Below are 13403 nucleotides of genomic sequence, written 5' to 3'. Positions count from 1 at the left end.
AATGGCTCAGCACCTTGAGAGGGGCGTCTGCCGCCCGACCTGGTCCGTTGGCATTCCGACGACCGCTGGTACCCCGTCGAAGCTGTGCCAATGGACCAGCGATTCGGGGAACACTTGAGCCAGTGACCTCGGTGATGCTCTCATGGACGTGTCGATGGCGCTGCGGATCCCCGCGGCGCCTTTTCTGTGCCGGTGTACCCGTGTACCCAGGGGAGGGCAGCAGTGCTGAAGAGGATGTTCGTGGCTCCGGACCCAGGGCGGGCGCGGTTGCGCTTCGCCGCGCGGGCCGTCCTCGGCATCGGGCTGGCGGTCGTGGTCTGCGCATTCGCCGGACACTCCCTCGCCGGTGCGGTCACCGGCGGCCTCGCCGCGCTGCTCGCCCTGTTCACCGTCACCGACCCGACCGTGCGCGGGCAGGCGGTCACCACCGCCCTGCTCCCCGCGGTGGGTGTGCCGGTGCTGGCCGCCGCGGCCGAGCTGCACGCCCACCCCGTCGCCCGCGACCTCACCTTCCTGGCCGTCGTCGGCGCCGGCGTCTACGCCCGCCGGTGGGGCCCGCGCGGGCACAGCCTCGGTGTGTTCGCCTTCATGACCTTCTTCGTGGCCCAGTTCCTGCACGCCACCCCGGGCCGGCTGCCCGAGCTGTACGCCGCCGTGCTGCTCTCCGTGCTCACCGCGGCCGCCGTCCGGTTCGGCCTGTGGTGCTACGAGCGCCGGCTGCCCGCGCCCGCCGTACCCGCCCCGCCCGCCGGGACCGGGCTGCTGCGCGTGACCACCCGGCAGGCGGTCCAGGCCACTGCGGGCGCCGGGTTCGCGCTCGTCGTGGGCCAGCTGGTGTCGGGGCAGCGCTGGTACTGGGCCGTCGGCGCCACCTGGTGGATCTTCGTCAACACCGCCTCGCGCGGCGAGACGCTGGTCCGCGGTTTCCGCCGGGTCCTCGGCACCGTGATCGGCATCTGCCTGGGCTTCCTCGTCGCCGTCCCCGTGCACGGCGCGCCCGTGCCGACGGCCGTGCTCGTCGCGGTCGCCGTCTTCGGCATCTTCTACACCGCCGCCGTCTCCTACACCTGGATGATGCTCTGCGTCACCCTGCTCGCCGAACTGCTCTACGGCCTCCTCGGCGTCCTCAGCCCCGGACTGCTCGCGCTGCGGCTCGCCGAGACCGGCGTCGGGGCGCTCGGCGCCGCGCTCGCCGTCCTGTTCGTGCTGCCGGTCACGACGCACGCCACGACCGACGCCTGGATCCAGCGCGCCCTGCGCTGCGTGCACGCCTGCACGGCCGAGGCCGCCGCCCGCCTGGCCGGCTCCGCCACCGCCGACCCCGCGCCGCGCGTGGCCGAACTGGAGCAGCTGCTCGGCCGGGTACGGCTCTCGGTGGCCCCGCTGGTGCACCCGCTGAACCCGATGCCGGCGCGCAAGGCGCGGGCCCGCCGGGTCCTGGCGCTGCTCGACGACTGCGCCCGCGAGGTCCGGGGCCTGGTCGCGGTCGCCGCCGACCCCGTGGCCTCCCACGACGCCCGCCTCGCCGCCGCCTGCTGGCGCGTGGAGCACGCCGTCGAGGCCCTCACCGCGGGCCGTACCGAACCCCTCCAGCACCCCGCGGAACCGCCCGCCGAACCCGCCCTCGCCCATCTGCACGGCCTGGAACGCGCGCTCGCCGACCTCGCGGAACCGCTCCGGACGCCGTCGCGCTCGCGGCTGGTGGGCGCCTGACGCGACTGACTCGCTGACCGGAGAGGCGGCATCGGCGGAGCCGTTCGCGGGGTGCTCGGCGCGGGCGCGGGCGCGTTCGCGGAGGTGGCGGGCGAGTGCGCGGTCCAGTCTGCGCAGCACCAGGCCCAGTTCCGGCTCGTCGTGGGCGGCCTCGCGGAAGCTGCCGAGGAGGGCGGCGACAGCGCCGAGGCAGCGGCGCATCACGGCCGCCTGGCCGGAGAGGCGGCCGGGAGCGGCGCATCACGGGAATCGAACGCGCCGATTCCCGACGAACCGTCCACAGCATCCCCCTCTTGGTCTAGACCGCCTTCGGCCGACTGCTACCGTCGGCCCCGGAACGGCTCCACGGGCGGCTCGACCGAGAGGGGACAGACGGTGGCACAGGACGGCAGGGCGGGCAGGCGCCGGGCGTTCATCGGATCGTTCACGGCGGCGGGCGGCCCCGGACTGGTGACCGCGGAGGTCGCCCCGGACACCGGTGCCCTCACCCTCCGCACCGCCGTGAAGGACCTGCCCGACCCCTCCTACCTGGCCCTCTCGCCCGACGGTGGCACCCTCTACGCGGTCAGCGAGACCGCCGAGGGAGCCGTGGCCGCCTACCGCGTCACCGGTGACCGGCCCGAAGCCGCCGGCACGCCCGTCCCGGTGGCCGGCAGCAGCCCCACCCACCTCGGCCTGTACGCCGGGCACGTGCTGACCGCCAACTACGGCTGCGGCAGTGTCACCGCCGTCCCGGTGCGCCCGGACGGCGCTCTCGCCGGCGCGCCCTCCGGACGGCTCCAGCACACCGGCTCCGGCCCGCACGACCGGCGCCAGCGCGGCCCCCACGCCCACCAGGTGCAGGCCGACCCCAGCGGGCGGTGGGCGGTCAGCGTGGATCTCGGCACGGACTCCGTGCGGGTGTGCACCCTGGAAGACGGCAGCCTCGCCCTGCACCGCGAGATCGCCCTGCGCCCCGGCTCCGGCCCGCGCCACCTGGCCTTCCACCCCGACGGCGCGCACGCGTACGTGGTCAACGAGCTGACCCCCACCGTCACGGTGTGCCGCTGGGACGCCGCGAGCGGCTCGCTCAAGCCGCTCACCGAGGTTCCCGTGCTGCCCGGCGCACCGGCCGGCGACGCCTACCCCTCGGGGATCGTCGTCTCACCCGACGGCCGCTTCGTGTGGACCGCCACCCGCGGTGAGGACGTGCTCTCGGTCCTCGCCGTCGAGGCGGACGGGCTCCGGCTCACCGGCACCGTGCCCTGCGGCGGGCACTGGCCGCGCGCGCTGGCCCAGCACGACCGCTTCCTCTACGCGGCCAACGAACGCTCCGGCGACGTGACCTGGTTCGCCGTCGACGAGACGACGGGCACGCCCCGCTACGACGGCTCGGTACGGGTCACCGCGGCCTCCTGCGTCGTCTTCGGCTGATCGCGGAAGGGGGCGGCCGGGTGCCTCCTGTACGGCTGCCTCCGCCGGCTGCCCCCGGTACGACTGCCCGGGCGCGGCTGCCTTGGGGAAGGCCCCCAAGGGATGCCGGATGCTCGGTGAGACTGGCGAGGGGGGAGGCTCACCAAAGGCTGTCGGCGGAGCTGCCGGGCAAGGCGAAGGGCCCGCCCCGGGACGGGGGCGGGCCCTGTGTCGTACAGATACCGGAATGCCGGAGCCGGTCGCCTGAGGCCGGGCGGCCGCGGGCGTCAGCGGACCGGTGTGCCCTGCGGCTGCTGCGGGGAGATGCCCAGCGCCGTCGTGTACTTGGCGAGCGCGAGCTTGCCGATCGCCGGGTACGCGCCGAGCGCCTCGGCCGTGGAGCAGCCCGCCTCCTCGGCCGCCGCGGCCGGCAGCGCCGGGTCGATCTCCGGGCCGATCAGGTACGGCGCCAGGGCCAGCTGCTGCGAGCCCGCGGACCGCAGCTGCTCCGCCACGGAGGCGATGGAGCCCTCCTGGTCCAGGGCCGCGGCCATCACCGGCACGGCCAGGCGCGCGGCGAGCAGCATGCCGGTGATCCCGGCCGCCTGCACGGCCTCCTCACCGCCCACGGAAGCCAGGATGATGCCGTCCGCTGCGGTCGCCACGGTGAACAGCCGCGCGCGGTCCGCGCGGGCCAGGCCCGCCTCGGACAGCCGCACGTGCAGCGCCTCGGCGAGCAGCGGGTGCGGGCCGAGGACGTCGGTCAGCTCGGCGGCGACCCGGCTGTCCATCACGGACTGACGGATCTGGCGCAGCAGCGAGCCGTCCGGGCCGGCCAGCAGCGGGACGACGACCGCGACCGGGCCGTCGGGCTCCTTGATCCCCTCGATCCCCGCGGCGACGGCCCGCTCGTACCGGGCGGCGCGCTCATCGGCGGCACGGCCCAGCACGGAACGGAGCGTCGGGAACTCGGAGTCGTCCCCGTCCAGGTACCCGATCCGGGCGTCGAGACCGGGCAGCTCGGAGCGGGCGATGCTCACGACCTCCTCGACGAGGCTGCGCGTGGTGGTGCTGGGCACACCGGGCACCGCGAGGACGAGCGCGGGCGCGCCCTCGGGAGCCACCAGCGGTTCCGGGCGGCGGTGCCGTCCGGGCTGGCGGGGTCGCGGCATTCGTACGGGCAGGCCGGACGCGGGTCCAGTGGGGGAGCTCATGGCGCCGCATGTTACTGGCTTACCCGCCTCCGACGTTCGGGGAGGGTGCAGGTGAGCGGTATCCGTCCGCTTTTGTCTGATGAGTTACGTGGTGAAGACACATGTTCCGGGCACGTGCCGGGAACATGGGACGGCAAAGAGTGTGCAAGGGTGAACAATCCGCTTTTACGGCTTCTCAACAGCCGTGCCCCGGAACGCGGCAGAGCGGCACGGGTTCACCCGGCAGGGTGAGCAGGCCGAACGCCAGGTCGTCGCGATGCGTATCGTGCCGTGCGCTCGCGACTCGTACCGCGCCGTGCGGGGGGCGTCCTCGGCCGGAACCCGCCGGGGCGTGCGGCCGTCTGCCTCCGACTCCTCGCGCAGCGGCGCGAGCCGGGGCTCGCTCGCCCGGCCGGAACAGGCCGCCGGCGAGCGCGGGCCGGGGCCCCGTCCGCCCGGCACACGGCCGACGAACTCGCCCTCCGGTCCGTCGGGGACGTGGCCCCGACGAACTCGGCCGTGTGCCGGGCCGCGGCGCGCACGACGACTGCCAACCGGAGCCTGGAGCCTCAGGAGTCCACCGTCGGACACCCGGGGACGGTCACGGCAGTCGCCAGTCCACCGGCTGGCCGCCCTGCTGGATCAGCAGGTCGTTGGCCCGGCTGAACGGGCGCGAGCCGAAGAAGCCGTACTCGGCCGACCTGGGTGAGGGGTGCGAGGACTCCACCACCGGCAGGCGGCCGAGCAGCGGACGCAGATTGCGGGCCTCCCGGCCCCAGAGGATGGAGACCAGCGGCTTGCCGCGTGCCGCCAGGGCCCGGATCGCCTGCTCGGTCACCTCCTCCCAGCCCTTGTCGCGGTGGGCGCCCGGGCGACGCGGGGCCACGGTCAGCGCCCTGTTGAGCAGCAGCACGCCCTGTTCCGTCCACGGCGTGAGGTCGCCGCTGGACGGCTGGGGCAGTCCCAGGTCGGTGTTCAGCTCACGGAAGATGTTGATCAGGCTGGGCGGCAGCGGGCGTACCTCGGGCGCCACCGAGAACGACAGGCCCACCGCGTGCCCCGGGGTCGGATACGGGTCCTGACCGACGATCAGGACCCGTACCTCGTCGAAGGGTTGCTGGAAGGCCCGCAGGACATGGGGTCCGGCCGGGAGGTACGTGCGTCCGGCGGCGATCTCCGCGCGCAGGAAGTCGCCCATCTCGGCGATCCGTCCGGCCACGGGTTCCAGGGCCTTCGCCCAGCCCGGTTCGACGATTTCATGCAAGGGTCGTGGTGCCACGGGCGTCACCCTACTGCCGTACTCCACCCGGTGATCAACCGATGGCCCAAGCCCGGCGCGGACGCCCCGCGGCCCCCGCGTCCCTCAGCCGACCACCGCCGCCCGCACGCACAGCACGTCCGGCAAGTGCGCGGCGAGCTGCTGCCAGCTGTCGCCGTCGTCGGCCGACGCGAACACCTCGCCGTTGCGGTTGCCGAAGTACACGCCGGCCGGGTCGCGGTCGTCGGTGCACAGCGCGTCCCGCAGGACCGTGCCGTAGTGGTCCTCCCGGGGCAGCCCCTCCGACAGCGGCTCCCAGGTGCGGCCCGCGTCCGTGGTGCGGAAGACCCGGCAGCGGTGCTCGGCGGGCACCCGGTCGGCGTCGGCGTTGATCGGGAAGATGTACGCCGTCTCGCCCCGGTGCGGGTGCGCGGCCACCGCGAAGCCGAACGTGGTCGGCAGATCCGCGCCGATGTCGGTCCAGTGCGCGCCCGCGTCGTCGCTGCGGTACACCCCCCAGTGGTTCTGCAGATACAGCCGGTCCGGGTCGGCCGCGTCCCTGGCGACCTTGTGCACGCACTGGCCGAACTCCGGGCTGGGATCCGGAAGGAACACCGCCGAGACCCCGGAGTTCGACGGCGACCAGCTCGATCCGCCGTCCGTCGTGCGGAACACGCCCGCCGTGGAGACGGCCACCGTCACGGCCCGCGGATCGCGTGCGTCGGTGAGCACCGTGTGCAGGCCCTCGCCGCCCCCGCCCGGCACCCACTGCGAACGGGTCGGGTGCTCCCACAGCGGCCGGACCAGCTCGAAGCTCTCGCCGCGGTCCTCCGAGCGGTACAGCGCGGCCGGTTCCGTGCCCGCGTAGACCACGTCGGGCTCGGCCGCGGCCGGGTGCAGCTGCCAGACGCGCTCCAGGGAGGCGCCGGTGTCCTTCGGGAACTTCACGGCGGGCCGGGCCGGTTCGGTCCAGGTGCGGCCGAGATCGTCGGAGTGGAACACCGACGGCCCCCAGTGCGCGCTGTCGCCGCCCGCCAGCAGCCGGGGGCGGGCACCACGGGTGTCGATCGCGACCGAGTAGACGGCCTGCGCGTTGAAATACGGACTCTCGTCGAACTCCCAGGGGCCGTCGCCCCGCCGCCGCGCGATGAACAGGCCTTTGCGCGTGCCCACCGCCAGCAGAACCTCGGTCATGCCGATCACCTCCGGACGCCGTTGTCCAGGTAGTCGTCGTAGCTGTCGTAGCTGACGTAGCCGTCGTCGGATATCGGCCAGTCTGCACCCCACCACTGACACTCACCCTCGGAGTGCGTGTCCGTGCAGGTCACGGCCTGTGTCGTGGGTCCGCAGGGGGGCCCGGCCGGTCGTGTTCCGGGATGCGCCTGCGCGAGAGGGGTGTCTCATGCGAACGTCGGGGAGACGGCTCGTCGTGAGCAACGGAGCGATCTCCCCCGTATGGGAGGGCGGTCCGGCCGGTCGGTGCGCTCGTGAGGAGGATGCCCTTGAAGGCGTTCCGTGGTCCGAAGGTGTGGCTGTGGCGCTGGCGGCGCAACCCGCTCAAACGCCGGGCCGACGTGCTGGAGGCCTGGGTGGTGCTCGGCGCCTGCCTGCTGACCGTCCTGGCCGGAGTGCTGGCCGGCCTCGCGGCGGCCGGCTCGGTGGAGCAGGGACTCGCTCGGGAGAGGGCCACCCGGCGGCCCGCCGTGGCCCGGGTCGTCGACCAGGTACCGGGGTCGTCCCCCGCCTACGGCAGCCATGCCTCCGCCGGCGAGCGGGTCTGGGTCGAGGTCCGCTGGACCGTGTCCGACGGCTCCGCCCACACCGGCCAGGTCCGCGTGGAGCCCGGCAGCGGGCCCGGGGCGCGGGTCACCGTCTGGACCGACCCGCAGGGCCACCTCGTCTCCCGCCCCACCACCGCCTCCGAGGCCGCCTTGCGGGCCACTCTCATAGGCCTGCTGGTCGGCGCGAGTGCCGGCGCCGTCCCCTTCGTCGCCGGCCTGGCCGTACGCGGCCGGCTGGAACGACAGCGCCTGGCCGCCTGGGACACCGAGTGGTCACGGCTCGGCCCGCAGTGGGGGCGGATGGTCTGACCTGGCGGGCCGTCGCGGATCCGGGGCGCTCGCTCCGGCAGCCGTGGGCGGGCGGTCGCGGCTCGGGGCGCGGGTGTGGGCCTGGCCGGTGTGCGGTCCGGGCCCCGACCGTGCTCTGTCCGTCGGCGTCGGGCCGTCAGGCCGTCAGGCGTGTGCCGGGGCCTGTCGGCGTCCGTGAGGCCCCCGCCGCCCCGGGGCGCCGTGTGGCGACACACAGGCCCTACGGGGCCGTCGTCACCAGGAGGTTCGGTGGCTGCCGGGGGCCCGCAGGGAGGGTTCTGCGCCGCCCAGGGCTGACGCAAGCACGCCTGGCGAGCTCCGAGGCGCTCGCCGCGGTCCGGAACACCGGGCGTCCTCGACCACGTCCATGGTCACCGTCAGGCCCGGATGCCCGCTCCCGGGCCCTCTTCCCGCCCCGCCAACCTTCACGGCCGCGCGGCGGTGCCTCGTGGCCCCCGGCGTCCCCTGCGAGGCCCCCCGCCCTCTGCTGCCCGGCGGCCCGCGCTTCCGCCGAGGCCCGCGCCGCGCCCCGCGGCGCCGACCGTCCCCCTGCTGCCGCCTACACCCCCGCCAGCACCCTCCGGCACATCCGCAGCAGCTCCTCGTCGTCCGGGATGTCCTGCGGGCCGTAGGCGCCCTGCTGGGCCGTGTGGCGGCGGGGGCGGGTCAGTTCGGTGGCGAGCAGGTCGTGCAGGGGCGCGGCGGCGGGGCCCATGGTGGTCAGGCAGTGGGCGATGGGGATGCGGGTGAGGGGGTCCGAGGTCCAGGCCGATCTGAAGAGGGGGAGGACCGGGGCAGGGTCCCCGGTGATCTGCCACAGCGCACACGCGGCCGGTATCCGCTCCCGCACCGGGCCCTCCCCGGCGAGCCGGAGCAGCTCGGGCAGCCCGGCGCGCGCGGCCGGCCCCAGCCGCGCCAGGTGCCGTGTGGCGTCGCGCCGGGCGCCGGGCTCCGGCCGGGCCAACTCCTCCAGGAGAACGGGGAGTACGGCCGAGGCGTCACCGTCGACGGACCACAGCGCGCCCGCCGCCGTCGCAGCGTGCCGGGTCCGCAACAGGGCGCGCAGCAGGGGTGCCGCCTGTGCCGCGGCGCCCAGCTCCGCGAGTGTCTCGATCACCTGGTCCGCGACCGCGTCCCGAGGCCCCAGGCCGTCGGGAGCACCCGAGAGCAGCCTGAGCAGTTCCGGTACGGCGTCCCCATCTCCGACGGCTCTGACCGCCGTCAGCAGCGGGGCGGCGAGCCGGGCGACGGCCGGGGAGGCGAGCGGGACGCGGCCGAGGTGACGGCGCAGATCGGGGGCCAGTGGTGCGGCGGCCCGGCCCAGGTGCGCGACCTCCCAGCCCAGCCCCACGGGAGCCGCCGGGCCGGCCAGCAGCTGGGCCAGGGGCGGGACCGCGCGCGGATCGCCGGTTCTGGCCAGTGCTTTGAGCGGGCCGCCCAGCGTGGGCGGGCAGCGCTCCCAGCGGTGGGTCCAGAGGTCGGGCCGGGTGGTCACCAGCGCGTGCAGGTCGTCCGCGGCGGGCACGGCCGACGCGAACAGCTCCGTCAGGACCGACACCGCCGCGTCCCGTAACCGGTCCTGCTCGCTGCCCAGCTGGGCGCCGAGCAGCCGCACCGGCCCGTCGTACCCGCCCCGCCAGCCGCGGAACAGCCCCGCCGACATCCACACCGCGTTGCACCGGTCCACCGGGTCAGGGCTGGTCAGCTGGCCGGTGAGCAGGACGATCCGGTCGTCCACCCGGTCACCGAGCGCACTGTGCAGGGTGCGCAGCAGCATGGCGCCCTGCTCGTCGGACGGGCGCAGCCGCCGTATCCGGCGCACCAGGGTGTCCGTGCCCGCGTGCTCCTGGCGCCGCAGGCGCTGTGCGGACCGCTCCTGCAGCAACCGCACCGCCGCCGGCACCAGGTCGGCGGGGAGCCGGCCCGGTGCGCGGAGCGCGAGCTGGCCGAGCGCGGCGAGTCGCAGTCCCGGCGCGTAGGGCGGCGCGCTCTGCTCGGCCAGGAGGTCCACCGCGCCGTCGGCGTGCGCCGGGTACCGGTGCGCGAACACGCCGAGGGCCTCTGTGAGGGCCAGCAGGACGCAGTCCTCCCGCTCGACCCGCAGCCGCCGCCGCAGCAGCTCCAGGACCCGCGGGGGCTCCTCCAGGAAGCGCACCAGGGCCCCGGTCGCCGCCCGCCGCACCGCGGGGTCCGGGTCCCCGGAGAGCTGGGCGAAAGCCTCGGCACCCGCGCACACCGCCTGCCGCGCCCGCCGGTCCAGTCCCGCATGCGCCGAGCCCGCCGAGGTCGCGGAAGAGGTCTCAGAGCTCTCGGAGCCGTCCAACCGCCGAGGGCTCTGAGAGCTCTCCCCGCCGATGCTGACCAGCAGTTCGACGATGCAGCCCCGGTCCGGAACCTCCTCGCGGGCCAGTAGCGCGAACAGGAAGGGCACGCACGCCAGCGTCGAGTCGTACACCCTCCCCTGGTGGTGCACCGCGCCGAACATGCCGTCGAGCGCGGCCGCCCGCTCGGCGGTGTCCGCGGAGGCCAGCGCCCGTAACCATCCGGGCACGTCCTCCGCGCTGCCGTACGCGTGCCGCAGCGAGGCCCAGTCGACCTCGTCGATCCCCGTGAACACGTTGTCCTCCCCAGACGAGTGCCACCTGATCGCGAGTGTGCACCACCGCACTGACAACGGTGCGGAAGCATCCGCTGACTGTGTGCGATCCGTCGGCGGTCACCGGCCACGGAAGAGGGCCACGCGCACGCGCGCGCGGAGGGGTCAGTTCAGGCCGGGCAGGGCGCGTTCCAGGATGGCGTCCAGACCGGCTCCCGGGGGCAGGGTGCCGAACGCGTGGCCCCAGTCCCCGCCCAGCCGGCTCGCGCAGAAGGCGTCCGCGACCGGGTGCGGAGCGTGCCGGACCAGCAGGGAGGCCTGCAGGGTGAGCGCCATCCGTTCCACCAGCCGCCGGGCGCCCGCCTGATCGGTTCCGGCCAATTGGTCCTTGAGCGCCGCCACGGCCGCGTCGAGTCGGGCGTCCGCCCCGCGCGCCAGGGCGAGTTCGGCGAAGAAGGCCTCCGCGGTGTCCGGTTCGCGGCCCAGGGCGCGCAGCACGTCGAGCGCGTTGACGTTCCCGGAGCCCTCCCAGATCGACAGCAGGGGTGCCTCCCGGTAGTGCCGGGGCATGCCGGAGTCCTCGACGTACCCGTTCCCGCCCAGGCACTCCAGGGCCTCGGCGGTGAAGGCCGGACCCCGCTTGGTGACCCAGTACTTGCCGACGGCGGTGGCGAGGCGGCGGAAGGCCCGCTCCCCGGCGTCCCCCCGCACCGCCCGGTCGGCCGCGCCGGCCAGCCGCAGCGTGAGCGTCGTCGCCGCCTCCGACTCCAGCGCGAGATCGGCCAGGACGTTGCGCATCAACGGCTGCTCGATCAGCCGGGCCCCGAACGCGCTGCGGTGCCGCGCGTGGTGTCCCGCCTCGACCAGCGTCTTGCGCATCAGGGTCGCCGAGGACATCACGCAGTCCAGCCGGGTGCAGTTGACCATCTCGATGATGGTCTTCACCCCTCGCCCCTCCGGCCCCACCAGCCAGGCCACGGTCCGGTCGAACTCCGGCTCCGAGGATGCGTTGGACCGGTTGCCGAGCTTGTCCTTCAGCCGCTGGATGCGGAACGGGTTGCGGGTGCCGTCCGGCAGGACGCGTGGCACCAGGAAGCACGACAGCCCGCCCGGGGCCTGCGCGAGCACCAGGAAGACGTCGCACATCGGCGCCGACGTGAACCACTTGTGCCCGCGCAGCGTGTACACGCCCGGCTCGCCGGTGGGCGTGGCGACGGTGGTGTTCGTGCGGACGTCGGAGCCGCCCTGCTTCTCCGTCATGCCCATCCCGGCGAGCAGCCCGGGCTTGTCGGTGGGCACGCGCAACTCCGGCTCGTACTCCCGGCTGGTCAGCAGCGGCTCGTACACCTTGGCCAGATCCGGCTGGGCGCGCAGGGCGGGTACGGCGGCGTACGTCATCGACGTCGGGCAGCCGTGTCCCGCCTCCGTGTGCCCCCACACCAGCCCGCCGGCGGTCCGGGCGACGTGCGCTCCCGGCCGGCCGTCGCCCCACGGGGCGCCGGCCAGGCCCTCGGCGACCGCCGTCCGCATCAGGTGGTGCCAGCTGGGGTGGAAGTCCACCTCGTCGACGCGGTGGCCGTAGCGGTCATGGGTGCGCAGCACCGGCTCGTACCGGTTCGCCAGCTCGCCCCATTCCTGCGCTTCCGCGCTCCCGGCGCGCGCCCCCAGCCGCCGGATGTCGTCCTCGGCCCACCCGGCGCCCTCCCGGCGCAGCCCCTCCAGCAGGGCAGGGTCGGCTGAGGCGTCGTACGGCGCGAGGGGCGGCGCCTGGTTGGTGACGTCGTGCGTGACGGACGGCCGCTCGGACGCTGACGGCAGTGGCGACGGCGACGGCAGTGGCGATGGCGACGGCAGTGGCGGGTGCGACGGCAGTGGCGAGTCCGCGGGAATCGAGACCATACGATTCATGTTGCACTCTTTCTGCGGTTGTAGCAATGATGCAACAACAGGGCGCACGTACAGTCGGGGCCATGCGCGTGAACGTCCCGGCGGAGCCGGAGCAGGAGGAGGACCCGGCCGGTCTGCGGCCGCTGTCCGCCCGGTCGGTCGTGCTGAGCCTGTTGCTCGGCGTCCACCCGCCGGAGCTGCCGGTCAGGGACCTGGTCCGGCTCGTGGAGCCGTTCGGGGTCGGCGGCTCGACGCTGCGGGCCGCGCTGAGCCGGATGGTGGCCGCCGGCGACCTGCGGCGCACGGACGCCGTGTACCGGCTCAGCGACCGGCTGCTGGCCCGCCAGCGCCGCCAGGACGAGGCCGTGCGTCCCCGCACGCGCGCGTGGGACGGCGACTGGGAGATGGTGGTGGTCACGGCGACCGGCCGCGGCCCCGCCGAGCGTGCCGAGCTGCGCGCCCGGCTCACCGCCCTTCGCCTGGCCGAACTCCGCGAGGGCGTCTGGCTGCGCCCGGCCAACCTCGACCGCCCCCTGCCCGCCGGTCTGCGCCAGGTGGCCCTGACGTGCACCGCACGCCCCGACGAGCCCCCGCGCGCCCTTGCCGCCCGGCTCTGGTCACTGGCCGACTGGGCGGCCGGCGCGCGTTCCCTGCTCGCCCGTGCGAGCCGGGCCGACCACCCGGCCGACCGGTTCACCGCCTACGCGGCGGCCGTCCGCCATCTGCTCACCGACCCCGTCCTGCCCCCCGGACTGCTGCCCGCCGACTGGCCGGGGGAGGCGCTGCGGACGGCGTACGCCGGCTATCGGCGGGAACTGGGCGCGGCTCTGGATACGCGGGGAACGGAGTGATTCCGCAACGGCCCGCCCCCTGCGCCTGCGCAGGGCGCGACCAGCAGGAGGCTGCGAGGTCCTGGGGCACCGCCGGGACGCGCTGCGGACGGCCGGGGACGCGCCGGACGCGCCCGGCCCGGACGAGGCGCCCCTGTCGGGGTTCTTCGGCGACTTCGCCGGCACGGCCGACGGGCTGGTGATCGGAGCCGGGCCGGGCCGCTCGGCCGGGCCTGGCGGGCGTCGGCACGTTCGCCAAGGGCATGCCGGCGCACGCGGTGACGCCGAAGGCCAGGCGCCGGAGGACGGACCCGCTGCCGAGCGCCAGGCGCGGGAAGGCGGATCCGGAAGGCGGATCCGATGCGTACACGGTGACGCCGGACGCGGTGGCCGGGAAGGTGATCGGCGGGGCCTCGCGGTCCTCCTGCCCCTCGACAGCGCCGG

At 75.2% G+C, this 13403-nt stretch carries 9 protein-coding genes and 1 pseudogene; 4 read left to right on the top strand and 6 right to left on the bottom strand.

Features of this window, described 5'->3' with window-relative positions:
- Window positions 1-222: 222 nt before the first annotated feature.
- Entirely contained in the window at window positions 223-1713 is a 1491-nt protein-coding gene (locus tag ACZ7N4_RS20740) for an FUSC family protein (protein WP_471359785.1), read from the top strand.
- A 9-nt stretch (window positions 1714-1722) separates the two neighbouring features.
- Here the strand turns inward: ACZ7N4_RS20740 and ACZ7N4_RS20735 are convergent.
- Window positions 1723-1902, bottom strand: a pseudogene (locus tag ACZ7N4_RS20735) (serine/threonine-protein phosphatase); the annotation flags it as partial.
- A gap of 186 nt (window positions 1903-2088) precedes the next feature.
- On the opposite strand from ACZ7N4_RS20735, the gene ACZ7N4_RS20730 reads away from it, so the two are divergent.
- A complete protein-coding gene (locus tag ACZ7N4_RS20730; RefSeq protein ID WP_471359784.1) occupies window positions 2089-3126 on the top strand; it encodes a lactonase family protein in 1038 nt (345 codons plus the stop codon).
- Between the two features lie 266 nt (window positions 3127-3392).
- On the opposite strand, the gene ACZ7N4_RS20725 is transcribed toward ACZ7N4_RS20730, so the two are convergent.
- The 3 genes from ACZ7N4_RS20725 to ACZ7N4_RS20715 form a co-directional block, all read right to left on the bottom strand.
- Window positions 3393-4319, bottom strand: a complete 927-nt coding sequence (locus tag ACZ7N4_RS20725) for a sirohydrochlorin chelatase (RefSeq protein ID WP_471359783.1) — start codon at window positions 4317-4319, stop codon at window positions 3393-3395.
- Between the two features lie 580 nt (window positions 4320-4899).
- The gene (locus ACZ7N4_RS20720) at window positions 4900-5577 is read right to left on the bottom strand and encodes a uracil-DNA glycosylase (protein ID WP_471359782.1); all 678 of its coding nucleotides are present in this window, start codon (window positions 5575-5577) and stop codon (window positions 4900-4902) included.
- 84 nt (window positions 5578-5661) lie between these two features.
- A complete protein-coding gene (locus ACZ7N4_RS20715) occupies window positions 5662-6750 on the bottom strand; it encodes a WD40/YVTN/BNR-like repeat-containing protein (RefSeq protein ID WP_471359781.1) in 1089 nt (362 codons plus the stop codon).
- A gap of 302 nt (window positions 6751-7052) precedes the next feature.
- Here ACZ7N4_RS20715 and ACZ7N4_RS20710 point away from each other — a divergent pair, with 302 nt between their 5' ends.
- On the top strand, window positions 7053-7646 hold the full coding sequence (locus tag ACZ7N4_RS20710; RefSeq protein ID WP_471359780.1) for an Rv1733c family protein: 594 nt from the start codon (window positions 7053-7055) through the stop codon (window positions 7644-7646).
- Window positions 7647-8205: 559 nt separating this feature from the next.
- Here the strand turns inward: ACZ7N4_RS20710 and ACZ7N4_RS20705 are convergent.
- Entirely contained in the window at window positions 8206-10263 is a 2058-nt protein-coding gene (locus tag ACZ7N4_RS20705; RefSeq protein WP_471359779.1) for a serine/threonine-protein kinase, read from the bottom strand.
- Between the two features lie 144 nt (window positions 10264-10407).
- Window positions 10408-12141, bottom strand: coding sequence for a DNA alkylation response protein (locus ACZ7N4_RS20700; RefSeq protein WP_471359778.1), 1734 nt, complete (start codon window positions 12139-12141; stop codon window positions 10408-10410).
- 71 nt (window positions 12142-12212) lie between these two features.
- On the opposite strand from ACZ7N4_RS20700, the gene ACZ7N4_RS20695 reads away from it, so the two are divergent.
- Window positions 12213-12980, top strand: coding sequence for a PaaX family transcriptional regulator C-terminal domain-containing protein (locus ACZ7N4_RS20695; RefSeq protein ID WP_471359777.1), 768 nt, complete (start codon window positions 12213-12215; stop codon window positions 12978-12980).
- Window positions 12981-13403: the final 423 nt, after the last annotated feature.

Source organism: Streptomyces sp. NPDC107654 (assembly GCF_055639035.1).
Note: the sequence above shows the minus strand (reverse complement) of the source record. Positions and strands in the feature narration are given on the sequence as shown.

Bases quoted from the DNA above. Each gene is read 5' to 3' on its own strand.
- ACZ7N4_RS20725 (WP_471359783.1), bottom strand. From the start codon at position 4,319: ATGAGCTCCCCCACTGGACCCGCGTCCGGCCTGCCCGTACGAATGCCG.
- ACZ7N4_RS20700 (WP_471359778.1), bottom strand. From the start codon at position 12,141: ATGGTCTCGATTCCCGCGGACTCGCCACTGCCGTCGCACCCGCCACTG.
- ACZ7N4_RS20695 (WP_471359777.1), top strand. From the start codon at position 12,213: ATGCGCGTGAACGTCCCGGCGGAGCCGGAGCAGGAGGAGGACCCGGCC.
- ACZ7N4_RS20710 (WP_471359780.1), top strand. From the start codon at position 7,053: ATGCCCTTGAAGGCGTTCCGTGGTCCGAAGGTGTGGCTGTGGCGCTGG.
- ACZ7N4_RS20715 (WP_471359781.1), bottom strand. From the start codon at position 6,750: ATGACCGAGGTTCTGCTGGCGGTGGGCACGCGCAAAGGCCTGTTCATC.